Below are 22,961 nucleotides of genomic sequence, written 5' to 3'. Positions count from 1 at the left end.
CCGGTCATGGCCGGTGCGTCCGGTGCGGAGCCCAGGCCTCCCCCGTTCGGGGCCGTCGGTGTGAGAGCGCCGTGAGACCGGCATCGGAGAGCCTCCGACCGTCGGGGTCCGCACTGCCCGGGAGGGGTGGCCGCCGTGGCCGTCGGAACGCTGCACGAGATCACGCCGGACCTGGTGCTCGTCGAGGGCCGCCACCCGCACACGCTGTGGGGCGATCCGGACGTCCCGACCATCGCGGTGTACCGCTGCGGTCCGCGCCTCTACCTGCTCGACTCCGGTGCCGGTCCCGAGCAGGCGGCGGCCGTCCGCGCGGTGGCCGCCCGCCACCGGGGGATCGAGGAGGTGCTGCTGCTCAACAGTCACGGGCACCCCGACCACCTCGCCAACAACGACGTGCTCGGCGCGATCCCCGCCGCGCGCCGCCGCCACCACATCCCCCGCGCGGCACGCCCCGCACTCGACCACGCGGCCTTCTTCGCCCGCATGTACCGCTCGGGCGTGGGTTGGTTCGACTACCTCGAGGGACTGGACCTGCAGCCCGACCGCGTCGCCGACCTCCTGCGCGCGCTCGGGGCGCCGGCGACCCTGGCCGCCGACGACGTGGCCGACCTCGGGAAGCGGGCTGTCGCGCTCGGGCTCGAGCCCGCGTTGCGCGACCTCGTGCCGTCCCTCGTCGTCGACGTCCTCCTGCGCACCTATCCCCCGATCCACGCGAGCGTCGCGACGATGGTCGACTACGAGGAGCGGGGCCCCGCCGGGGAGATCACGATCGGGTCCACCCGCTGGACCGGATGGTCCTTCGCCGACGAGCAGGGCCGCCCCGAGGTGCAGGTGCTGGAGTCCGGGGGCCACTCGGCCGGGGGCGTCGTCTACCACCTGCCCGGGGCCCGCTTCCTCGTGCTCGCCGACGAGACCTCCGCGCTGCCGATCTGGACCGACGCGGACCCCCGCCGCACCGCGGCGACCGCGTCCCGGGCGATCAGCCTGATCGATGAGGGGTTGGTCGACGGGATCGGCGCCGGGCACTCGCCGATGCTGCCCGTCCGCGGCGCCGAGGCCCGGGCCCGCCTGACGCAGATCCTCGACACCTGCCGGGAGTTCGCGGCGGCGGTGGAGGCGGTCCTGCGCCGGCACCCGGTGGGGTTGTGCATCGACGAGCTCTACGCCGAGCTCCTGGCCGACGCCGTGCCACGCTCGGTGATCGCGGTCCAGGCGAGCCTGCAGTTCCCGGTGTTCGGCACCTTCCTCAAGCTGACCCTGCTCAACCACTGCCGACTGCAAGGCTGGCCGACCGGCACCGACGCGTCCGGCCGCCCGACGTTCCGGCTGCCGTGAGCGGGTCGTGCGCCTGCACCCCGACCCCGCGTTCGACCAGCTGCTCGGCGACCCCGGCGCCGCCGACCCGGCTGCCGTCGCGGCCGCCGCCGGCCGGCTCGCGAGCGGCGACGTGGACGGGTGGACGCGGTTCTGGCGCGCCGCGGGCGACCGCGCGCTCAGGGGTGCCGACGACCGCCTCGCGGCCGACGACGTGTCCGGGGCCCGACGGGCCCTGCTCGCCGCCGCCGAGGCGTACGGCTTCGCCGCGCACGTCGTCGGTCCGGACGAGGAGTCCCACCGCCGCGACCGGGCCGCCCAGGTCGCGGCGTTCCGGGCGGCCGTGCCGCTGCTCCCCCACCCCGTCGAGGTCGTCGGCACCGACGCGTACCTCGTCGGCGCCTCCCGGACCGTGTGCGCCGTGGTGCCGCTGCCCGAGGGATGGCCGGCCGCCGCCGGATACGCACGGTTCGCGGTCCCCGCGCTCGCCCACGGCGTCGACTGTCTCGTCCTCGGTGGGGGCACGCCGTGGACCGCAGCCCGCCTCCGCAACGATTCCCGGCTGGTCGTCGTCGGCTGGGGGGCGATGGTCCCGACGGTGACGGCCGCGGTCCGGCGCGACCACGAGCTCGTGGGTGTGGTGTGGAGCGCGCCCGTGGGCGTGGCCGTGCCCGCGCCCGACACCGACGCCCCGACCCGCGCGTTCGGCCCGGGCACGCCGGTCGACGCCGCGATGGCGTGGATCGCGGCGCTGGTACCTCCGTCCCGGGGGGCGCCGCGTCCGCCGGTCGCGAACACGGGCCCGAGCAGGGCGCCCGGTCCCTAGCGTCCCGGACCATGACGGTGACGACCCGCTCGGTCTCCCACCCGGCCGACGGGCTGGAGATGGTGTCCCACCTCGCGCTGCCGGCCGGGGACGACCGGCGTCCCGCGGTCCTGATCGGGCCCGAGGGGCCGGGGCTCAACGCGTTCCAGCGCCGCCGGGCCGACGCGCTCGCCGAGCTGGGGTACGTCGCGCTGGCGTTCGACATCCACGGCGGACGCTGGTTCGACGACCCGCAGGAGATGCTGGCGCGGGTGATGCCGCTGCTCGGCGATCCCGAGCGGCTGCGCGACATCGGGCGGTAGGCGCTCGACGTCCTGCGCGCCGAGCCCCGCACCGACCCGGACCGGGTCGCCGCGATCGGCTACGGCACAGGCGGCGCGATCGGGCTGGAGCTGGGGCGCGCCGGCGTCCCGCTGCGCGCGATCGCGACGGTCAACGGGCTGATCACGGGCCGTCCCGGCGAGGCGGCGAACATCCGCTGCCCGGTGTGGGCCGGCGTCGGGTCGGAGGACCCGATCCAGGCGCCGGCGCAGCGCGAGGCCTTCACCACCGAAATGGCGGAGGCGGGCGTCGACTGGCGCCTCGTGATCTACGGCGGCGCGCAGCACGCCTTCCACCACCCGCCGACGACCGCGGACGGCTCGGTCGCCGCCGACGGGTCGTACGGGCAGACCGTGCTGCCGGGCGTCGCCTTCCACGCGCGGCACGCGGCGCGGGCGTGGGACGACGTCGTGCGCCTGCTCGCCGAGTGCGTGTGAGCCGCTTCCCGCGATCCGCGCTCGGCGGCAGGATCAGCCCCCGTGGCGAGGATGCGCGCGGTGGTGCTCGGCGGGCCCGGCGACCTGACCGCCCTGCAGATCAAGGACCTGATCGTCCCGGAGCCCGAGCCCGGCCAGGTGCTCATCGCGGTCAAGGCGTTCGGCATCAACCGCTCCGAGCTGCACACCCGCCTCGGGCTCGCCGAGGGCGTGACGTTCCCCCGCGTGCCCGGCATCGAGGCGGCGGGCGTGGTCGCGGTGTGCCCGGGCGGCGAGTTCGTGCCGGGGCAGCAGGTCGTCACGATGATGGGCGGGATGGGCCGCACCTTCGACGGCGGCTACGCCGAGTACACGTGCGTGCCGGCGTCGCAGGTCATCGCGTTCTACAGCGACCTGCCCTGGCCGACCATCGGCGCGGTGCCCGAGATGCTGCAGACCGCGCACGGCGCGCTGACCGACGGGCTCGACGTGCGCCCCGGCCAGTCGCTGCTCGTCCGCGGGGGGACGTCGTCGGTGGGGATGGCGACCGCGGTGCTCGCCAAGGCCCGCGGCCTGACCGTCCTCGCGACGACCCGTTCGGCGGCCAAGGGTGAGCGGTTGCGCGCGCTCGGCGTCGACCACGTGCTCGTCGACGACGGGGAGGTCGCCGCGCAGGTCCACGCCGTGCTCGGCGACGGCGTCGACACCGCGCTCGAGCTCGTCGGCACCCCGACGCTGCCCGACACCCTGCGCGCGACCCGCCGCCACGGCGTCGTGTGCTTCGCCGGGATGCTGTCGAACGAGTGGACGGTGCCCGACTTCTCCCCCATCGACCACCTGCCGCGCGGGGTCCGGCTGACCGCCTACGGCGGCGAGGCCGCCGATCTCCCCGCGTCCGTGCTGCAGGGCTTCCTCGACGACGTCGCCGCGGGCCGCGCGACCGTCCCGCTCGGGCAGGTGTTCCCGATCGAGCGCATCCGCGACGCCCACTCGATCATGGAGGGCGACCGGGCCACGGGGAAGATCGTCGTGCTCCCCCGGCCCCTGCGGTGGCGGCCGGTGGGGGCCGGGCGCCCGGTCCCGCCCGTGCCACAGTGACCGCCATGGCTGACGAGCACGACGAACTGGTGCACCTCGACGTCGCGGGCGGCACGGCGACGATCACCCTCGACTCGCCGCGCAACCGCAACGCCCTCTCCGCGCAGTTGCGGCGGGAGCTGTCCGCGCACCTGGACACGGCCGTCGACGACGACGCCGTGCGCGTCATCGTCCTCACCCACACCGGCCCGGTGTTCTGCTCGGGCATGGACCTGCGCGAGTCCCGCGGCGCCGGCTCGTCCGACCAGGGCGTCAACGAGTTCCCCGCGATCCTCACCGCGCTCTGGTACTCCGACACGCCCGTCGTCGCCCGGCTGGCCGGCCCGGCGCGCGCCGGCGGGGTCGGCCTGGTGTCCGCCTGCGACATCGCCATCGCCGCGCGGGAGGCCACGTTCGCGTTCAGCGAGGTGCGCATCGGCGTCGTCCCCGCCGTCATCTCGGCGACCGTGCTCCCCCGCCTGCTCCCCCGCGCGGCCCACGAGCTGATGCTCACCGGCGAGACCTTCGACGCCGACCGCGCCGCCGCCATCGGGCTGGTCAACAGCGCGGTGGACGCCGACGGCCTCGACGCCGAGGTCGCCCGCTACACCGACATGCTCGCCCGCGGCGGCCCCCGCGCCCTCGCGGCGACGAAGGCGATGCTGCGCCGTGACCGCGGCGAGCACCTCGCCCAGGACCTCGAGGCGATGCTCGCGCTGTCCGCGGAGTTCTTCGCCTCCGAGGAGGGGCAGGAGGGCATGTCCGCGTTCGCCGAGAAGCGCGCGCCCGCGTGGGTCCCGGAGGGGTAGCGACCGTCCGTCAGACGAGGTTGACGACGATCACGAGCGCGAGCAGCGCGATCAACGTCAGCGAGACCCAGATCCGGGCCGTGCGCCGGTCCACGGGAGTCAGGACTCCGGGGTCGTCCGGGCGGCCGCGTCCGCGCGTCGCCGGGCGCGCCGCTCGGCGGCCTCGAGGCGCGCGGCCACCGAGCGCTCGACGACGGTGTCGATGACCGCGGCCGCGCCCCAGCACAGGGGCCCGACCACGGCCACGACGAGGACGACCTGGACGGCGAAGTCGAGCTGGGTCAGCCACAGCTCGACGCCGTCCCACCAGGTCGCGACGGCTCGCAGCACGCCGTCGACGGTACGCGGGCGCCGCTGACGCCCATCAGCGGGCCGGTCAGCGGGCCGGTCAGCCGGCCGGTCAGCGGGCCAGGAAGTCCTCGAGGATCGGCGCGACGATCCCGACCCGGCCGACCACCTCGGTGTGCCTCGTGCGCGGCAGCACGGCGAGCGCGGCGTCGGGGATCGCGTCGGTCATCGCGACGGCGTGGTCGACGCGCACGAAGTCGTGGTCGCCGATCATCACCAGCGTCCGGGCCGGGACCCCGGCGAGCTGCGCGGGCGTCCAGTTCTGCTCAGCGGTGACGATCGGGTCGAGCTTCGTGACCACCTGCTCGAAGGTGGAGAGCCCGAAGCGCTCGTACTGCGCGACCATCGCCCCGAACTCGGCCTCGGTGGGCATCCGCGTGGACGTCGCGGAGGTCGACGGGTCGTGGATCTCGGGGTGGTAGCCGTCCCTGCGGGTGTGGACGGCCGCGAGCACGAGCCGGTCGACGCGGTCGGGGTGGCGCACCGCGGTCTCCAGCGCGACGAGCCCGCCCCAGCTGAAGCCGAGCACGTCGGCGCGCGCGAGCCCGAGGTGGTCCAGGACCCCGACGACGTCGTCGGCCATCCGGGCGAGCGTGATCTCGCGGTCCGCGGGATCGGGCGTGCGCCCGTGGCCCTGGAGCTCGACCGGGACCACCCGGCGGTGCGGCACGAGGGCCGGGAGGAGGGCGCCGAAGCTGAGGTCGAGGGTCTGCGCGCCGCCGTGGAGCAGGACGAGCGGCTCGCCGGAGCCGTGGTCCTCGTAGTAGACGTCGAGCCCGGGCAGGGGTGCGCGGGCGCCGGTGGCGGTGGAGCCGGTCACGGGGGTCTCCTCGGTGCGGGGTGTCGTCACCGGAGTCGACTCCGCGCGGCGCCCGAACTCATCGGGCGTGCCGCGAGCCGTCCCGGATAGGTTGCGGGGCATGTTCGCGGTCTACGCCTCCGAGCCCAACGCCGACGACCCGATCGCCTCCCTCGTGGTGGGCGAGCGGCCCGACCCCGAGGTCCCGGACGGCTGGGTCCGGGTGAAGGTCGAGGCGGCGAGCCTCAACATGCACGACCTGTGGACGCTGCGCGGCGTGGGGCTCAAACCCGACCAGTTCCCCATGATCCTCGGCTGCGACGGCGCCGGGACGCTCGACGACGGCACCCCGGTCGTCCTGCACTCGCTCATGGGCGACCCGGACTGGAAGGACGACGAGACCCTCGACCCCCAGCGCAAGATGCTCACCGAGTGGGCGCAGGGCAGCTTCGCCGACTACGTCGTGGTCCCGAAGCGCAACGCGCTGCCCCGCCCGGAGGGCATGACCGCCACCGCCGGCGCGGTGATGGGGACGGCGTGGCTCACCGCCTATCGCATGCTGTTCACCAAGTCGGGCCTGCGCGGCGGGCAGACGATGCTCGTGCAGGGCGCGTCGGGTGGCGTGTCGACGGCGCTGATCCAGCTCGGGCGCGCGGCCGGGATGCAGGTCTGGGTCACCGGGCGCACCGACGAGAAGCGCGAGCTGGCGCTGCGGCTGGGCGCGCACCAGGTGTTCGAGTCGAACGGGAAGCTGCCGGGCAAGGTGCAGGCGGTGTTCGAGACCGTCGGCGAGGCGACCTGGAAGCACTCGGTGCGCGCGCTGGTGCCCGGCGGCACGATCGTCTGCTCGGGCGCGACGTCGGGCAACCAGCCGCCCGCCGAGCTCGCGCAGATGTTCTTCCTGCAGAAGAACCTGGTCGGCTCGACGATGGGCACGCTCGCCGAGCTGCGCGACCTGCTCGACTTCGTGGCGGCCACGGGCATCAGCCCGGAGATCGGCCAGGAGCTCCCGATGGCCGACGCGAAGGACGGCTTCCAGTCGATGCTCGACGGCGTCACGGCCGGCAAGATCGTCTTCACCCGGTAGGCCCGTGTGCGTGCTCTACTGAGCTAGAGCTCAGAAGATCACGAACGGAGGAAGGCGAGCAGGGCGTCGGTGACGGTGGTGGGGTGGCGGGCGGGGAGCCAGTGGTCGCCGCCGGGGACGGTGACGTCGGTGAACGGGCCGTCGAGGTGGCGCGCCGACCCGCTCATCTGGGCCTCGCCCAGCGCGACGTCCGCCTCGCCGTGCATGCCCAGCACCGGGATCGTGAGCCGCGGCAGGCCGAGCGGGGTCTCGTCGACGAAGGTGCGCGGGTCGATGTTCGCGCGGTACCAGTTCAGGCCCGCGACCAGCGCGCCCGGCCGTTCGAGGTCGGCGATCTGGGTCCGCACGAGCTCGTCGTCGATGCCGCGGTGCAGCCAGCGCCGGAGGAGCGCCCAGTCGTCGGCCGGCAGGACCTCCTCGGCCACTCCCGGGAACCGGAACCAGAGCATGTACCAGGACAGGGCGCGCTGCTCGAGGCCCGCGGCCCGGAACGCCTCGGGGTGCCCGACGGCCAGGGCCGCGTAGCGCGTGACGCGGTCGCTGCGCAGGGCGAGCGCCCAGCCGACGACCGAGCCGAAGTCGTGCCCGGCCACCGCGGCCCGCTCGACGCCGCGCTCGTCGAGCAGGGCGAGCACGTCGGCCACCGAGCGGTGGATGCGGTAGGCGTCGACGTCGTCGGGGCGGTCGCTGTCGCCGAAGCCGCGCAGGTCCGGGGCGATCACCCGGTACCCGGCGGCGACGAGCGCCTCGGCCTGCGCCCGCCACAGCGACGCGCGGTCGGGGAAGCCGTGCAGGAGCACGACGGCCGGGCCGCTCCCGGCGTCGAGCACCGAGAGCGTGATGTCGGGCAGGGTGACGCGGACGGGCGCGGGGAGCTCCACGCGGCCCATCACATCAGGCCGAGCGGCGGCGGCTGAGCCCGGCGGCGAGGACGTCGAGCGCCGCGCGGGCCAGGGCGTCGTTGGCGCGGAAGCTCAGGGCGTTGGTGTTCGGGCGGGTGAACGCCCCGGGGAGCCGGATGTTGGTGTGCGGCCCGATGGCGAACCGGCACGGGTCCGGCCGGCCCTCGGCGTCGACGAGCCGGAAGTCCGACGCGCGCACCCGCACCAGGCCCGTGTTGTGCAGCGTCACCGACGCCCCGGAGTGCGCGACCGCGGCGTCGGCGGCGTGCACGGCCTGTCCCCCGTCGTCGGCGTGCTCCTCGCGCAGGGTCTCCTCGTCGAGCAGGCCCTCGGCGTGCAGGCCGGCGAGCATCGGGTCGTCGCTGCGGCTCACGCTCGGCGAGGACAGGCGCGCCTCGACGAACGTCGGTGCGGTGACGGCGATGCCGTCGAGCGACGCGCTGGTGGCCCGGAAGCCGTCGTCGACGGGCTCCACGCGCAGGCCCGCGCCGAGGAACACGACGTGGCCGGCGCGCGAGAGCGCGAGCAGCTGGCGCAGGCGCGGCCCGGGCGGCCCGCTGGCGAGCGAGCTGAAGAAGTTCTGCCACCACGCGAGGTCCTGGGCGCGCGAGCGCGGCGTCAGCGCCGTCGTCCCCGCGAGCTCCGCGACCTGCGCGAACACGCTCAACAGCCCGACGAACGCTCCGAGCTCGGCGGTGTGGCGGTCGTCGACGTGGCGCGCGAGGTCGTCGAGGACGTAGCCGCGCAGGCGCTCCTGCAGGCTCGCGAGGTCGGACTCGCAGACGTCGGCGAGCGGGCGGTCCATGCGCTCGAAGTCGAGCCGGTCGGCGGGGTCGGGGACGAACCCGGCGACGAGCTCCCACATCGCGGGCGTGTACCAGTCGAGCTCGGCGAAGCGCAGCGCGAAGTCGTCCCAGACGCCGCGGACGCGGTCGGGGTGGCCCGCGAAGAGCTCGTGGTAGTACGCCCAGCCGACCTCCTTGGCCATGAGCGGCCACACGTCGCGGCGCAGGTCGACGTCGCCGCGCCGGACGAACGCGGCGATCTCGTCGGGGCCGAGGAAGCGCGGCAGCGGGGGCCGCGGTCCGCGCAGCGCGTACTCGGTCTTGGCGTGGTACGGCACGCCGCGGCCGGACCCGACGTGCACGACGGGCTCGCGGCCGGAGGGCTCGTAGTCCAGCGTGCCGTCGCCGCGGTCACGGAACCGGCCGCCGCGGCCCTCGAACAGCAGCACCACGAGGTCGATGAACGCCAGGCCCATCCCGCGGGCGACGACGGTGTCGCCGGCGGGGATGCGGTCGAGGTCGGAGTCGGTGGTCTGCTCGGGCGGGAAGTAGCGCAGCCCGCGCGCGTCGGCGTGCGCGGCCAGCGCCGCCTCGTCCTCGGTGGGCGCGGCGTCGAGGTGGCCCGAGGCGAGGACCAGGACGTCGGCGGGGATCTCGTCCGGCTCGCCCTCGAGGAGCACCGTGTCCGGGGCGCCGCGGCGCAGCCCGACCGCGCGGGTGTCGTGCCGGTGCACCCGGACCTGCGGCGGCAGGGTCGCGAGGACGCGGCGCAGCACGAAGTCGAGGTAGTGGCTCTGCAGGCGGCGGGTGGCGAACGTCGCGGGCCCGAGGGCCCGCAGCTCGTCGCCGACCGGGCCCTCGGGGACCGTCTCGCCGTCCAGCTCGCCGTCGCGGACCGCCACGGCCCACTCGTAGAGCGACGGGCCGGGCACGATGGGCCCCTCGCAGCGCACGCTGTCGTCAGTGAACATCGTGACGTCGGCGGCCATGGAGTTCATCCACAGCAGCGCCGACTGGTCCTCGCGCCAGATGCGCCCCGCGCCCTGCGGGTAGGGGTCGACGAGGTGGACGTCGAGCACCTCGCCCGGGGGCAGGAACTCGGGCGCGCCGGCCGCCAGGCGTTCGAGCACACCGGTCCCGCGGGGGCCGCCCCCGACGATCACGACCGACCGTGGCACCAGTCCGCTCCTCCGCGCCGTCCCCGGGTGAGTGCCCCTGCTCCTGCAGGGTCAACCACCCGGGGGCGCGAACGCATCCCGCGGACCGGCCGGGTCAGCGGCGCTTGGGACCGCGGGACCCCCGCGCGGAGGCGGCCTCGTCGCCCGAGGCGCGGCGCAGGCCCATCGGACGGCCCGCGACACGGGCGCGCTGCAGGCGCTTGACCACCGGGACGGGCACGTCGGCGGGCAGCTCGACCAGCGTGTGGTCGGTGCGGATGTCGATGTGCCCGATGTGCGCCGAGTCGAGGCCCGCCTCGTTGGCAATGGCCCCGACGATGGCGCCCGGGCGCACGCGCTGGTTGTGGCCGACGTCGATGCGGTAGGTGTCGGTGCCCGACCCGACCGACCACGACGGGGCCTTGCCGCCACCACTGCCGCGGCCCTGGCCGCGCTCGGGCCTGGGGCCCTTGCGGTCGGGGCGCTCGCCGCGCGGCGGCGGGGCGGGCAGGTCCTCGACCAGCAGGGGCTTGTCGCCCTGGACCATCTTGGCCAGCGACGCCGCCAGCTCCATCGGGTCCACCCCGGTCTCGGCGACGTAGTCGCCGACGATGCCGCGGAACACGTCCATCGGGTCGCCGCCGGCGACGGTGCCGTCGAGGGTGCCGGTGATGCGGTCGGCGAAGCGGCGCTTGCGCACGTCGTTGACCTCGTCGGTGCCCGGCACCGACATCTCCTCGGCCTTCTGCTTCGTGACGCCCTCGATCATCCGCATGGTGCGGATCTGGCCGCGGGTGACGAACGAGATGGCCTCGCCGCTGCGCCCGGCCCGCCCGGTGCGACCGATGCGGTGCACGTAGGACTCGGGGTCGGTCGGCAGGTCGTGGTTGACGACGAGCGAGATGCGGTCGACGTCGAGACCGCGGGCGGCGACGTCGGTGGCCACCAGCACGTCGATCTTGCCGGCGCGCAGGTCGCCGATCGTCTTCTCGCGCTGCGGCTGCGACAGGTCACCCGAGATGGCGACGGCCGCGAAGCCGCGGCGGTGCAGGGCCTCGGTGACGTCGGTGGTGTTCTGGCGGGTGCGCACGAACACCAGGCAGGCGTCGAAGTCCTCGACCTGCAGGATCCGCGACAGCGCGTCGGCCTTCTGCCGCTCGGGCAGCACGACGTAGCGTTGCCGGGTGTTGACCGCGGTCTGGGTCCTCGACTTGATCGAGACCTCGGCCGGCGCGTTGAGGTGGCGGCGCGAGACCTCGCGGATGGCACCGGGCATCGTCGCCGAGAAGAGCGCCACCTGCCGGTCGGCGGGCAGCAGGTCGAAGATGTGCTCGACCTCCTCGAGGAAGCCCATCTGCAGCATCTCGTCGGCCTCGTCGAGCACGAAGTGCGCGACGTCGGTGAGGTCGAGCGTGCCCTTCTCGAGGTGGTCCGAGATGCGACCGGGGGTGCCGACCACGATCTGGCCGCCGCGGCGCAGCCCGTGCAGCTGCGGGCCGTAGGGCGCGCCGCCGTAGAGCTGGACGACGTTCAGCCCGGGCACGCCGGCGCCGAGACGCTCGACGGCCTCGGCGACCTGGATCGCGAGCTCGCGGGTCGGGGTCAGCACGAGGGCCTGCACCGACTTCTGCGCCGGGTCGATCGCCGAGAGGATCGGCAGCGCGAACGCGGCGGTCTTGCCCGTGCCGGTCTGCGCGAGGCCGAGGACGTCGCGGCCCGAGAGCAGCAGCGGGATCGTCTCGGCCTGGATCGGGGTGGGGGTGTCGAACCCGGACTCGACCAGGGTCGGCAGCAGCCGCTCGGCGACGCCGAGCGCGGCGAAGCCCGAGGCCGGCGCCGCGCCGGTCTCGTCGGTGGCCTCGACGTCCTCGCCGGTGGGCTGGTCGTCGGTGGCCGTGTCGGTGGCCGTATCGGTGGCCGTGGTGTCGGCGGCGTCGTCGGACGCCTCGGGGGAAGAGGGAGAGATCACGTCGACGAGCTCGACGTCGTTCTCGGACAGGACAGCAGCGTTGGTCACGTAGTTCTTTCAGGAGAGGGAGCTCTGGACAACGAGAGCTGTCCGCGGACCGGTCGCAGACGAGGTCCCACCCAGGCCGACAGCTCGGCGTTGACAACCACTCTACGCGAACCGACATTCCCGGCCGCCGAGCGCATCGGCGGCCGGGCGCCTGTCGGGCCGCTCAGGAGACGCTGAGCACCGCGTCCGTCCCGGCTGTGCCGTCGGCGGCCGGGACGAGAGGTGCCACCCGGACGACCGGGTCGGCGAGCGCGGTCTGCGGGGTCCGGTCGATCCCGAAGCGGAACACGTCGGGGCGCGCGTAGTGCCCCGCGCCGTCGGCGAAGTACTTGGCGAAGGCGATGACGTCCAGGTCCAGGTCGGCGGTCACGATCTGCTCGGTGTCCCGGTGGGGCTCGGCGAGCCACTTGCCGTTCGGCCCGAGGAAGCCCGTGAGTCCCCCACCGGTCGTCGGGGCGTCGGGTCCGGGCGTGACCCCGAGGCGGTCGACGATCTCCTGGGTGATCATGCCCTGGGTCACGACCACGTACGTCTGCGCGCAGATCGCGTGGGCCTGGGCGAGCGTCGTCGAGTAGTGGTCGAAGTCTCCGGCGTTCGGATCGGCGTGGGTGGCGTTGATGGCGGGCCACGACGCGATGTGGATCTGCTCGCCGAGAGCGGCGAGGGCGTAGCGCGCCAGGTCCATGCTGTGCTCGAAGCAGATGAGGCCGCCCAGGCGGGCGAACCCCGTGTCGACGACGAAGACGTCCCGCCCGTCTCCGCGGCCCCACACCGTGCGCTCGGCGTTGGTCGGGTGCAGCTTGCGGTGACGGGCGACGAGCTGGCCGGTCGGGCTGAAGTAGGCCTGCGTGTTGTAGAGCGTGCCCCCCTCCCGCTCGTCGACACCGAGCACGACCCAGGTGCCCGCCTCGCGGGCAGCCTCGCCGATCGCCTCGGACTCGCGGCTGGGCAGCTCGATGCTGTTGGCGTAGAGCTCGGCGAACAGCGGCGCGGCGTACTTCGGGGTGTGCGACCAGATCCAGTGGGGATAGCCGGGCAGGAAGGTCTCCGGGAACACCGTCAGCTTCGCCCCCTGCGCGCCCGCGTCGCGGACGAACTCGCGGACGCGCTCGACGCCGGCGGCGAGGTCGAGGAACGGGGCTGCCGCGTGGACGGCGGCGACGCGGACGGTGGAGCCGTTGTCGGTCATGCCCGGACGCTAGGACCCCCGCCGTCGGCGCTGTCGACGATCCGTGCAACCTCCCCGTCCAGGATCCGGGCCCGGTAGGCCGAGGGCGACGTGCCGAACTCGGCGCGGAACGAGCGGCCGAGCTGCGTGGGTCCGGCCATGCCGACCAGGGCCGCGACGTCGCCGATCGGGATCTCCGCCACGGCGAGCAGCGCCCGGGCCCGCTCGAGCCTGGCGTGGCGGATGGTGGCGGCCACGGATCGCCGCCGCCCGGCGAAGGCCAGGTAGAGGGTGCGTCGTGACACACCGAGGACCTCGGCGAGGTACTCCGGCGTGAGGGTGGGCGACGCGAATCGCCGGGCGATGAGCTCGACGGCGGCGTCGTGCACCGAGGCACCCGGAGCCTGCGGCCCGGGCGCGAGGCGGACGAGCCGGTCGAGGGTGAGCTCGCGGTCGCGGTCGGACGTGTCGGCATCGGTCAGCGCGAGCAGGCCCGACCGCACCGTCGCCGACGCCGCACCGCGGAGGCGACGGGCGACGAGCTGCTCGAGCCGACCCTCACCGGCGGCCAGGGCATCGCGCGGCAGCAGCGCCACGACGAGCCCGAACGGACCGGCCCCACCCACGGTGTAGGGCCGCGAGGTGTCGTACAGGGCGATCTCGCCGGGCTCCAGGTCGGCGCGCCGGGCGTCCTGGGTCACGGTGACGACACCGCGGACGGGGATCGCCACCTTGACCTGGCCCCCGCCGGAGCCGCGGGCGAGGTCGGCGGTCCGGACGGCGGTGTGGGCGGTGGCGGAGAGCCCGCAGAGCGTGACCCCGCCACGACGGCGGACCGCGATCGTCCCGTCGACCGTCGCCGACGGCGCGTCGATCTGCAGGGGGACGAGGAAGCGGGCCGTGACCGCGCTCCACGTGTGCCGACGGACCCGCGCCGGCACGGAAGCCGCGTGGAAGCTCTCGGCGTCGGAGAGGTCCGGCGACACGGGACCCGCGGCCGCCGGCCGGCGTCCCCGAGCACCTGCGGGCTCCACGCCCCTCATCGAACAGGTCGGACGTCCGCGCGGCCAGCCCCGCCCGGTCGCGCTACTTCTTGGACTTCGCCTTGTCCACCGCGTTCTGGTCGGTGGACAGCGCCGCGACGAAGGCCTCCTGCGGGACGTCGACCCGCCCGATAGTCTTCATCCGCTTCTTGCCCTCCTTCTGCTTCTCGAGCAGCTTGCGCTTGCGGGTGATGTCCCCGCCGTAGCACTTGGAGAGCACGTCCTTGCGGATCGCGCGGATCGTCTCGCGGGCGATGATCCGCGAGCCGATGGCGGCCTGGATCGGCACCTCGAACTGCTGGCGCGGGATGAGCTCGCGCAGCTTGCCGGCCATGTCGTTGCCGTAGGCGTAGGCCGCGTCCTTGTGCACGATCGCCGAGAAGGCGTCGACGGGCTCGCCCTGCAGCAGGATGTCGACCTTGACGAGGTCGGAGGCCTGCTCGCCGGCGGGCTCGTAGTTCAGCGACGCGTAGCCGCGGGTGCGCGACTTCAGGACGTCGAAGAAGTCGAAGATGATCTCGGCGAGCGGCATCGTGTAGCGCAGCTCGACGCGGCTGTCGGACAGGTAGTCCATGCCCTCGAGCGACCCGCGCCGCGACTGGCACAGCTCCATGATCGGCCCGACGAAGTCGGACGGGGCCAGCACCGACACCTTGGTGATCGGCTCGTAGATCGTCGAGACCTTGCCCTCGGGCCACTCCGCCGGGTTGGTGACCTCGACCTCGCCACCGTCGTCGAGCTCGACGCGGTAGACGGTGTTGGGCGCCGTGGAGATGAGGTCGAGCCCGTACTCGCGCTCGAGCCGGTCGCGGGTGATCTCGAGGTGCAGCAGGCCGAGGAAGCCGCAGCGGAACCCGAAGCCCAGCGCCGCCGAGGTCTCCGGCTCGTAGGACAGGGCGGCGTCGTTGAGCCGCAGGCGGTCCAGGGCGTCGCGCAGGATCGGGTAGTCCGACCCGTCGATGGGATAGAGCCCGGAGTAGACCATCGGCTGCGGGTCGCGGTACCCGCCGAGCGGCTCGGTGGCGCCCTTGCGCTCCCAGGTGACGGTGTCGCCGACGCGCGACTGGCGGACGTCCTTCACGCCGGTCATGAGGTAGCCCACCTCGCCGACGCCCAGGCCCTGGCAGGGCTTCTGGTCCGGCGAGATGATCCCGACCTCGAGCAGCTCGTGGACGGCGTTGGTGCTCATCATCCGGATGCGTTCACGCGGGGTGATCTTCCCGTCGACGACGCGGATGTAGGTGACGACGCCGCGGTAGGTGTCGTAGACCGAGTCGAAGATCATCGCGCGGGCCGGGGCGTCGGCGTCGCCGACCGGGGCGGGAACGCGGCGCACCACCTCGTCGAGCACCGCCTCGACACCGTCGCCGGTCTTGGCGCTGATGCGCAGGACCTCGTCGGGCTCGCAGCCGATGAGGTGCGCGATCTCCTCGGCGTAGCGCTCGGGCTCGGCCGCCGGCAGGTCGATCTTGTTGAGCACCGGGATGATCTCGAGGTCGTGCTCCATGGCCAGGTAGAGGTTGGCCAGGGTCTGCGCCTCGATGCCCTGCGCGGCGTCGACCAGCAGGATCGCGCCCTCGCACGCGGCCAGCGAACGGCTGACCTCGTAGGTGAAGTCGACGTGGCCCGGGGTGTCGATGAGGTGCAGGACGTGGTCGCGCATCTCGCCGTCGGGGCCCGCGGCGTACCAGGGCAGGCGCACGTTCTGCGCCTTGATCGTGATGCCGCGCTCGCGCTCGATGTCCATGCGGTCGAGGTACTGCGCGCGGTAGGCGCGCTCCCCGAGGACGCCGGTCATCTGCAGCATGCGGTCGGCCAGCGTCGACTTGCCGTGGTCGATGTGGGCGATGATGCAGAAGTTGCGGATCTGTGCGGGCGGCGTGAACGTCTCGTCCGCGAAGCCCTGCGTGCCCGGCCGTCCAGGGTTGCTGGCGGACTGCTGGGTGGTCTGGCTCAACGGGATCCTCGCGTTCTGGGTCGGCCGGCTCCTCCCCATCGTCCCACGAGGCCCGGTGACCTTCCGCGCTGTGCGGGGTTGGTAGCCTCGGAGCACTGCGTGAGGCGGTCGAGCGCCCCCGCGCGCTCCCGTGAGCCGTACAGCACCGACAGACGAGGTCCGAGAACTCCGTGGCGAACATCAAGCAGCAGGTCAAGCGCATCCGCAAGAGCGAGGAGGCGCGCCAGCGCAACAAGGCGGCCAAGTCGCGCATCAAGACCGCGATCCGCCGCTACCGCGAGGCCGTCCAGGCCGGTGACCAGGAGCTGGCCACCACCCGGCAGCGCGAGGCCGCCCGCCTGCTCGACAAGGCCGTCAGCAAGGGCGTCATCCACAAGAACCAGGCCGCGAACAAGAAGTCGCGCATGGCCCACCGCGCCGAGCGCTTCACGGTCGACGCCAAGGCGGGCAAGACCCCGGCCTGACCGGCCCCTCGGCTCGACACGGCCCGTCCCCGCTGCGCCGGGGGCGGGCCGCTCGCGTGTGCGGGGGTTTGTCAGCGAAGTGCCGTTGCAGACGTTGAGTGTCCGTATCCGTCCTTCGATCATGGACGGCCTTCTCAGCGGCGAGCGCTCCCCCGGGCCGCGACGACGAGCTCGACGGCGTGCTCGAGCGCGTAGGACGGGTCGGCCGCCGCGCCCTTGACGTCGGCGTTGAGGTCGGCGACGACGCCCATGGCCTGCGCGAGCCCCTCCGCCGACCAGCCGCGCCCGTTCTGCTGGCCCCGGCGGACCTTCCAGGGCGGCATCTTCAGCGACGACGCGAGGCTGTACGGGTCGCCGCGACCGACGGCGCCGACCCGCGCGGCGGTGCGCACACCGTCGGCCAGGGCGTCGGCGACGACGACGTGCGGCACGCCCGTGTCGAGCGCCCAGCGCAGGGCCTCCAGCGCGCCGGTGCGGTCGCCGGTCATCGCCCGGTCGGCCACCGCGAAACCCGTGACCTCGGCGCGACCCCGGTGGAAGGCGCGCACCGCGTCGGCGTCGATGTGCCCGCCCGAGTCGGACGCGAGCTGGGACGCGGCGGCGGCGAGCTCGCGCAGGTCCGAGCCCACGGCGTCCATGAGCAGCCCGAGCGCCTCGCCGGTGATCTTGCCGCCGGCCTGGCGGACCTCGGTGCGCACGAAGTCGGCCCGCTGGTCGTCCGACAGGGACGCCGCGGACGCCTCGGTCGCGCCGGCACCGCGCAGCCCCTCGAGCAGCGCGTCCCCCTTGCCCCCGCCCTTGCCGCCGCCCTTGCCGCCCTTCGCGGCGCCCTTGGCGGGACGGCGCCCGGCGCTCTTGGGCGGACCGCGGTGGACGACGACGAGCGTGACGCCGTCGCTCGGCGCCCTGGCGTAGTCGAGCAGCAGCGTCGTCACCTCGGCGCCCGCGTCGTGGCCGTTCTCCACCACGACGACCCGCGACTCGGCGAACAGCGACGGGCTGACCAGCTCGCCCAGCCCGCCCGCCGTGAGCTCGCCGGCGGGGAGGCGGGTGACCTCCACGGCCGGGTCGGCGTCCCGCGCGGCGGCGATCGCCCGTGCCACCGCGCGCTCGACCAGCAGCCCCTCGTCGCCGACCACCAGGTGCAGCGGACCCGGGGCGTCGGAGGTGCTCGACGGGCTCACGCGTCTCATCGTTCCACGGACCCCCGACGGCCCCGGCGCGGCGACGGTCGGTCGTCGGGACGACGCGGTGGTGAGGAGCGTCTCGGCGCGGGTCGCGCTGTGGTCGGCCCGGTCGGCGTCCCGTAGTCTTCTCCGCCGGATGTCCCGGGAGGGACGCCACACAACCGCATACGGCTCATCCAGAGGGGTAGAGGGACCGGCCCGACGACACCCCGGCAACCGGCGCCAGCGTTCTGCGGCGATCACGGTGCCAATTCCGACCCGTCCGCGGGGAAGATGAGGAGGACTTCCTGCCATGACGCTGACTGCCCAGCCCACGACCAGCACGGGTTACGACCTGGGCCCCGCCGCCGCCCTCTCCTGCCGGGCCTGCGGCCACCGCATGGACCTGGCCGCCGAGTTCGCCTGTCCGCAGTGCTTCGGGCCCCTCGAGATCGCCTATGACTTCGGCCGCCTCACCCGCGAGGACATCGAGCGCGGCCCCCGCAGCATCTGGCGCTACAAGGCGCTGCTGCCGGTGCCGAGCACCGTCGAGGCGATCCCCAACACCGACCCCGGCTACACCCGGCTGCTGCGCGCCGACCGCCTCGGCGCCGCGCTCGGGATCAGGAACCTGTGGGTCAAGGACGACACCGGCAACCCGACGCACTCCTTCAAGGACCGCGTCGTCGGCGTCGCCCTCGCCGCCGCCCGCGAGCTCGGCTTCACCACGCTCGCCTGCCCGTCGACGGGCAACCTCGCGAACGCCACCGCCGCCGCGGCCGCCCGCGCCGGCTGGGACTCGGTCGTGCTGGTCCCCGCCTCCCTCGAGCGCGCGAAGATCCTCATGACCGCGGTGTACGACACCAACCTGCTGGCGTGCGAGGGCACGTACGACGACGTCAACCGCCTGGCCACCGAGCTCGCGTTCGAGCAGGAGGACTGGGCGTTCGTCAACGTCAACGTCCGGCCCTACTACGCCGAGGGGTCGAAGACGCTCGGGTACGAGGTCGCCGAGCAGCTCGGCTGGCGCGTGCCGGCCCAGACCGTCGTCCCGATCGCGTCGGGCTCGCAGCTGACCAAGGTCGACAAGGCCTACGGCGAGCTGATCTCGCTCGGGCTGGTCGACGACGCCGACTACAAGGTGTTCGGCGCCCAGGCCGCCGGGTGCTCGCCGGTGTCGACCGCCTTCCGCGAGGGCACCGACGTCGTCCGCCCGCAGAAGCCGGACACGATCGCCCGCTCGCTGGCGATCGGGAACCCCGCCGACGGCCCCTACGTCCTCGACGCCGTGCGCCGCTGCGGCGGCTCGATCACCGACGTCACCGACGAGGAGGTGCGCGACGGCATCCGGCTGCTCGCCCGCACCGAGGGCGTGTTCGCCGAGACCGCCGGCGGCGTCACCGTGGCCAACGCCAGGAAGATGGTGGAGTCCGGCGACCTCGACCCGGACGCCGACACGGTCCTGCTGATCACCGGCGACGGCCTGAAGACCCTGGACGCGATCGAGCACCAGGTGGGCCCGAAGGCGACGATCCCGGCCACCTCGGCGGCGGTGCGCGAGGCGCTGGGGCTGTAGGTCGGTGACGGACCCGTGTCCTCGGGACACGGGTCCGGGCCGCCACCACCGCCTCACCGCCGCTTCGGGTCGGGACGCGGGTCCCCGCGGGCGACGACGGCGGGCGGCGCCTGCGGGCCGGGCATGCTGACGACCGCGAGGTCGCCCGACTCGTCGGTGCGCCGCACGAGCGCCCCGCTGCGGGCGAGCAGGCCCACGACGCCCGGGTTCGGGTGGCCGTAGGTGTTGCCGCGGCCCACGCTGACCAGCGCCAACGAGGCACGCGGTGCGGTCAGGAAGGTCGGCAGCGACGACCGCGAGCCGTGGTGGGGCACCTTGAGGATCTCGGCCTGCAGGTCCGACCCCGAGCCCAGCAACGACGACTGGGACGACAGCTCGGCGTCGCCGGGCAGCAGCACCCGCCCGACCGGCGTGTGCGCGCGCAGCACCACCGAGGTGTCGTTGACCGCCGACCCGTCCTCGCCGTCGACGTAGGCCGACGAGCGCACGGGGCCGAGCACCTCGAGCACCAGCTCCGGCCAGCGCATCACCGTGCCCCGCCCCACGCCGACCACCGGGACGCGCGCCGCGCCGGCCCGGCGCACCACCTGCGCGAGCGTGTCCGCGGGCGCGCGAGCGGGACCCAGCGCGATCCCGCCGACCGCCCGCCCCGCGAGGGCGCCGGCGAGGCCGCCGACGTGGTCGGCGTGCAGGTGCGTGAGCACCACGAGCGCCAGCGAGCGCACGCCCAGCCGCGCCAGGCACCCGTCGACCGCGCCGGCGTCCGGGCCGGCGTCGACGAGGACCGCCCGCCCCGGCTCGCCCGTCGCGAGCACCAGCGCGTCGCCCTGCCCGACGTCGCAGGCCACCAGCGACCAGCGCGCCGGCGGCCAGCCCGGCGGCGCCACGCGCGTCGGGACGAGGACCAGCAGCGCGCCGACCAGCACCGCGGCCACCACCGCGCGCAGGCGCCGCCACCGCAGGGCCGCGGCGACCAGGACGACTGCCGCGGCGAGCGCCAGTCCCCCGGTCACCCCGCCCGGCCACGCGAGCGTCGCGCCCGGGACCGCCGCGCAGCGGCGCGCCACCCACACCAGCCACGTCACCCCGGGCCCCGCCACCCACACCAGGGCGTGCGCGCCGCCCGTCCACACCGGGGCGAGCGCCGCGGCCGCCACCCCGAGGACGGTCACCGGCGCGACGGCCGGCGCCGCGAGCAGGTTCGCCACGACCGCGACGAGGCTGACCTCGCCCGACAGGCCGGCGATCACCGGCGCGGTGACGACGTGCGCGGCCACGGGCACCGCGAGCGCCTCGGCCACGCCCGGCGGCACCCGGCGCGCCCGCATCCGCGCGACGAACCCCGGCGCGAGCAGCACCAGCGCCCCGGTGGCCAGGACCGACAGCGCGAACCCCGGGTCGGTCGCGAGCCCCGGGTCGACGAGGAGCAGCACCACGATCGCCGCACACAGCGCCGGCACCACCGAGCGCCGCCGCCCGACCGCCAGCGCGAGCACCGTGATCCCGCCCATCACGGCCGCCCGCAGCACGCTCGGGGACGGCCGCGCGAGCACCACGAACCCGACCAGCGCCAGCCCCGCGAGCACGGCGGCCGTCCGCGGGCCGAGCCGCCCGAGGCGGGCGAGCAGCAGCACCGCGCCGCAGATGATCGCCACGTTCGTGCCGGAGACGGCCGTCAGGTGGGTCAGGCCGGCGGTCCGGAAGTCGGCGTCGAGGCCGGGCGAGACGCCCGAGGTGTCGCCGACGACGAGTCCGGGCAGCAGGCCCGCCGGGTCCTCGGCCAGCACCGCGCGGGCGGCGTCGCGCAGGCCGCCGCGCAGGTCGCCGGCCGCCCGCTGCAGCGCGGGCACGGCGCCGACGTCGCGCGGGGGCCCGCGCACCTGCAGCACCGCGACGGTGAGGTCGGCGCGGTCGGGCGGCGCGAGGCGGCCCCGCGCACCGACGAGCTGCCCGGGGAGCAGGCCGCCCCACTCGTCGGCGGGCGCGATCAGCACGACGCGGCCGCCGGCACGCCACCCCGGCCCGGCGCCGATCTGGCCGCCGACCAGCTCCCCGCGCAGCACCACCCGCCCGGGCCCGGGCACCGTCGAGCGGACCGGGCGCGGGTCGGTGGTGACGACGAGGTCGAGGCGCGCGGACACGCCGTTGCCGGTGGCCGGGCGCAGCGGGTGGTCGGCGACCGCGAAGGCACCCAGGCCCGCCACGAGCCCCACGGCCGCCGCGCACCCGCCGGTCGCCACGACGACGGCGCGCACGCCGCCCGCGGCCACCACCACGGCGTGCGGACCGTCCGCGCGGGACCGGCGCGCGGCGACGACCACGGCCACCACGGCCAGGGCCACCAGCACGAGGGCGACGCCCCAGCCGACGGCGAGCGCGGCGATCGCGACGCCCCACGACGCCAGCGCCGCGGGCACCAGCCGCAGGTCGGGCGGGGCCGGGAGCTCGGGCGCCTCGGCGAGCGGCATCGCGCGCGCGGGCGGCCGTGTGGTCCGCCGGCGCGCCGGGGGCTCGGCGTTCACACCGTGACCAGGTCGCGGAGGTTGGCGAAGCGGGCGTCGCCGATCCCGCTGACCTCCTGGAGCTGCTCGATCGCGCCGAACCGCCCGTTCTGGGTGCGCCACTCGAGGATGCGCTGGGCGGTGACCGGTCCGACGCCGGGGAGCTGGTCGAGCTGTTCGAGGGTGGCGGTGTTGAGGTCGAGCCGCCCGCCCGGGGCGCCACCGGGCGCTCCCCCGGCCGGCGCGGCCGCCGCCCCGGCACCCGCGCTCCCGGCTCCGGCCGCGGGCGGGGTCACCGGGGTGGGCACGCCCACCACCACCTGCTCGCCGTCGTTGATCCGCGCGGCCAGGTTGAGCCCGGTCAGGTCCGCCTCGGGCGTCGCGCCGCCGGCCGCGTCGATCGCGTCGCCGACGCGGCTGCCCGGCGGGATCCGCACGAGCCCGGGCCGTTCCACCTTCCCGGACACCGACACCACGATCGGGCCCTCGGCCGCCGGCGGCGGGGCGCCGGACCCCGGGACCAGGGACGGGGGCAGGGACGGGGCGGGTGGCGCGCCGGCGACCACGGGCAGCGCGGGGACGGGCTCGGGCACCGGGCGGTCGGACCACACGCCCACCGCCGCCACCACGGCCGCGACGGCGGCGACGGTCGCGAGCGCCAGGGCCCCGGTACGACCCGGGTCCCACCGCGCGCCCACCCACGACGCCGGCAGCCACCGCTCCGCCCATCGCCGGGCGCGCTCGCCCCGCGCGGGCGGGTCCCAGGCGCTGCCGCGGGAGGCCGGCGGGTCGTCCTCGTCGTCGTCCCACCAGGGGTCGGCCGGCGGTGCGGCGGACCGCGAGCCCTCGGGCGCAGCGTCCGACGCCGAGGGGTGGGCACGGTCCGGGTCCGGTTCCTCCCGCCATGCCCCGGGACGCGACGGACGATCACCGCCACCCGGCACCACCGCCACGCGCGGCAGCCGTAGCCGCGCGGCCGGCGTACCCGGCGCCGCGCCCGGCCAGCCGACCCGTTCAGCAGGCCCCGCCGGCTCCCCCACCTCGACGTCCTCCCGCCCGCCCCGGTCGTCACCCCGACCGCCGAGCGCCCGCAGGCGTGCGCGGGTGCCGTCGGCGTCGGGCGGGGCGGAGCGGGCCATGTGCGGGACGCTAGGAAGCCCCGGACCGGCAGGGACAGCACCGACCGCCGCCCTGGGGACAGCCGCCGGCGCTGGGGACACCGGACCGC

20 protein-coding genes and 1 riboswitch are annotated in these 22,961 nt (G+C 75.2%); of the genes, 9 read left to right on the top strand and 11 right to left on the bottom strand.

Annotated elements, in window-relative coordinates:
• Positions 1-135: 135 nt before the first annotated feature.
• From ACYX4T_RS00700 to ACYX4T_RS00675, 6 genes are read left to right on the top strand one after another with little or no spacing between them, the layout of a single operon-like run.
• The gene (locus tag ACYX4T_RS00700; protein WP_476012665.1) at positions 136-1,335 is read left to right on the top strand and encodes an MBL fold metallo-hydrolase; all 1,200 of its coding nucleotides are present in this window, start codon (positions 136-138) and stop codon (positions 1,333-1,335) included.
• 7 nt (positions 1,336-1,342) lie between these two features.
• Positions 1,343-2,140: a hypothetical protein gene (locus ACYX4T_RS00695; RefSeq protein WP_476012664.1), complete on the top strand. Its 798-nt coding sequence runs from the start codon at positions 1,343-1,345 to the stop codon at positions 2,138-2,140.
• An 11-nt stretch (positions 2,141-2,151) separates the two neighbouring features.
• Entirely contained in the window at positions 2,152-2,442 is a 291-nt protein-coding gene (locus ACYX4T_RS00690; RefSeq protein WP_476012663.1) for a dienelactone hydrolase family protein, read from the top strand.
• Between the two features lie 12 nt (positions 2,443-2,454).
• Positions 2,455-2,898 (top strand): dienelactone hydrolase family protein, encoded by a 444-nt coding sequence (locus ACYX4T_RS00685; protein ID WP_476015152.1) that lies wholly within the window; start codon positions 2,455-2,457, stop codon positions 2,896-2,898.
• A gap of 51 nt (positions 2,899-2,949) precedes the next feature.
• Complete coding sequence (locus ACYX4T_RS00680) at positions 2,950-3,975, top strand: zinc-binding alcohol dehydrogenase family protein (protein ID WP_476015151.1); 1,026 nt, start codon at positions 2,950-2,952, stop codon at positions 3,973-3,975.
• 5 nt (positions 3,976-3,980) lie between these two features.
• The gene (locus ACYX4T_RS00675) at positions 3,981-4,763 is read left to right on the top strand and encodes an enoyl-CoA hydratase-related protein (protein WP_476012662.1); all 783 of its coding nucleotides are present in this window, start codon (positions 3,981-3,983) and stop codon (positions 4,761-4,763) included.
• A 99-nt stretch (positions 4,764-4,862) separates the two neighbouring features.
• On the opposite strand, the gene ACYX4T_RS00670 is transcribed toward ACYX4T_RS00675, so the two are convergent.
• Positions 4,863-5,093: a hypothetical protein gene (locus tag ACYX4T_RS00670; protein ID WP_476012661.1), complete on the bottom strand. Its 231-nt coding sequence runs from the start codon at positions 5,091-5,093 to the stop codon at positions 4,863-4,865.
• A gap of 70 nt (positions 5,094-5,163) precedes the next feature.
• Positions 5,164-5,931 carry an alpha/beta fold hydrolase gene (locus ACYX4T_RS00665; protein ID WP_476012660.1) on the bottom strand — a complete coding sequence of 256 codons (768 nt, stop codon included), beginning with the start codon at positions 5,929-5,931 and terminating at the stop codon, positions 5,164-5,166.
• Between the two features lie 100 nt (positions 5,932-6,031).
• On the opposite strand from ACYX4T_RS00665, the gene ACYX4T_RS00660 reads away from it, so the two are divergent.
• Positions 6,032-6,997, top strand: a complete 966-nt coding sequence (locus ACYX4T_RS00660; RefSeq protein ID WP_476012659.1) for a quinone oxidoreductase family protein — start codon at positions 6,032-6,034, stop codon at positions 6,995-6,997.
• 38 nt (positions 6,998-7,035) lie between these two features.
• Here ACYX4T_RS00660 and ACYX4T_RS00655 read toward each other — a convergent pair whose 3' ends face one another.
• From ACYX4T_RS00655 to lepA, 6 genes are all read right to left on the bottom strand, one after another.
• On the bottom strand, positions 7,036-7,878 hold the full coding sequence (locus ACYX4T_RS00655) for an alpha/beta fold hydrolase (protein WP_476012658.1): 843 nt from the start codon (positions 7,876-7,878) through the stop codon (positions 7,036-7,038).
• Between the two features lie 13 nt (positions 7,879-7,891).
• On the bottom strand, positions 7,892-9,862 hold the full coding sequence (locus tag ACYX4T_RS00650; RefSeq protein ID WP_476012657.1) for an FAD/NAD(P)-binding protein: 1,971 nt from the start codon (positions 9,860-9,862) through the stop codon (positions 7,892-7,894).
• 94 nt (positions 9,863-9,956) lie between these two features.
• The gene (locus ACYX4T_RS00645; RefSeq protein WP_476012656.1) at positions 9,957-11,858 is read right to left on the bottom strand and encodes a DEAD/DEAH box helicase; all 1,902 of its coding nucleotides are present in this window, start codon (positions 11,856-11,858) and stop codon (positions 9,957-9,959) included.
• 163 nt (positions 11,859-12,021) lie between these two features.
• Entirely contained in the window at positions 12,022-13,047 is a 1,026-nt protein-coding gene (locus ACYX4T_RS00640) for a carbon-nitrogen hydrolase family protein (protein WP_476012655.1), read from the bottom strand.
• Positions 13,044-14,060, bottom strand: a complete 1,017-nt coding sequence (locus tag ACYX4T_RS00635) for an AraC-like ligand-binding domain-containing protein (protein ID WP_476012654.1) — start codon at positions 14,058-14,060, stop codon at positions 13,044-13,046. The genes ACYX4T_RS00640 and ACYX4T_RS00635 overlap by 4 nt, the downstream gene beginning before the upstream one ends.
• Before the next feature lie 52 nt (positions 14,061-14,112).
• Positions 14,113-16,026, bottom strand: coding sequence for a translation elongation factor 4 (gene lepA, locus ACYX4T_RS00630; RefSeq protein WP_476012653.1), 1,914 nt, complete (start codon positions 16,024-16,026; stop codon positions 14,113-14,115).
• A 170-nt stretch (positions 16,027-16,196) separates the two neighbouring features.
• Here lepA and rpsT point away from each other — a divergent pair, with 170 nt between their 5' ends.
• Positions 16,197-16,490 (top strand): 30S ribosomal protein S20, encoded by a 294-nt coding sequence (gene rpsT, locus ACYX4T_RS00625; RefSeq protein WP_476012652.1) that lies wholly within the window; start codon positions 16,197-16,199, stop codon positions 16,488-16,490.
• A 134-nt stretch (positions 16,491-16,624) separates the two neighbouring features.
• On the opposite strand, the gene holA is transcribed toward rpsT, so the two are convergent.
• Positions 16,625-17,674: a DNA polymerase III subunit delta gene (holA, locus tag ACYX4T_RS00620; RefSeq protein ID WP_476012651.1), complete on the bottom strand. Its 1,050-nt coding sequence runs from the start codon at positions 17,672-17,674 to the stop codon at positions 16,625-16,627.
• Positions 17,675-17,846: 172 nt separating this feature from the next.
• A riboswitch (SAM riboswitch) is annotated at positions 17,847-17,957 on the top strand.
• A gap of 12 nt (positions 17,958-17,969) precedes the next feature.
• Between holA and thrC the strand changes: the two genes are divergently transcribed.
• Entirely contained in the window at positions 17,970-19,232 is a 1,263-nt protein-coding gene (gene thrC, locus ACYX4T_RS00615) for a threonine synthase (protein ID WP_476012650.1), read from the top strand.
• 53 nt (positions 19,233-19,285) lie between these two features.
• Here the strand turns inward: thrC and ACYX4T_RS00610 are convergent, their stop codons facing one another.
• Both ACYX4T_RS00610 and ACYX4T_RS00605 read right to left on the bottom strand, forming a co-directional pair.
• Complete coding sequence (locus ACYX4T_RS00610) at positions 19,286-21,754, bottom strand: ComEC/Rec2 family competence protein (protein ID WP_476012649.1); 2,469 nt, start codon at positions 21,752-21,754, stop codon at positions 19,286-19,288.
• On the bottom strand, positions 21,751-22,872 hold the full coding sequence (locus tag ACYX4T_RS00605; RefSeq protein WP_476012648.1) for a ComEA family DNA-binding protein: 1,122 nt from the start codon (positions 22,870-22,872) through the stop codon (positions 21,751-21,753). Before ACYX4T_RS00605 ends, ACYX4T_RS00610 begins: the two co-directional genes overlap by 4 nt.
• Between the last annotated feature and the right edge of the window lie 89 nt (positions 22,873-22,961).

The organism is Actinomycetospora sp. ABD4_176 (genome assembly GCF_056311855.1).
This window is presented reverse-complemented; position numbering and strand designations above follow the sequence as displayed.

Coding starts and splice junctions, on each gene's coding strand:
- ACYX4T_RS00675 (WP_476012662.1), top strand. CDS start 3,981: ATGGCTGACGAGCACGACGAACTGGTGCACCTCGACGTCGCGGGCGGC.
- ACYX4T_RS00660 (WP_476012659.1), top strand. CDS start 6,032: ATGTTCGCGGTCTACGCCTCCGAGCCCAACGCCGACGACCCGATCGCC.
- ACYX4T_RS00640 (WP_476012655.1), bottom strand. CDS start 13,047: ATGACCGACAACGGCTCCACCGTCCGCGTCGCCGCCGTCCACGCGGCA.
- thrC (WP_476012650.1), top strand. CDS start 17,970: ATGACGCTGACTGCCCAGCCCACGACCAGCACGGGTTACGACCTGGGC.
- ACYX4T_RS00605 (WP_476012648.1), bottom strand. CDS start 22,872: ATGGCCCGCTCCGCCCCGCCCGACGCCGACGGCACCCGCGCACGCCTG.
- ACYX4T_RS00690 (WP_476012663.1), top strand. CDS start 2,152: ATGACGGTGACGACCCGCTCGGTCTCCCACCCGGCCGACGGGCTGGAG.
- ACYX4T_RS00680 (WP_476015151.1), top strand. CDS start 2,950: ATGCGCGCGGTGGTGCTCGGCGGGCCCGGCGACCTGACCGCCCTGCAG.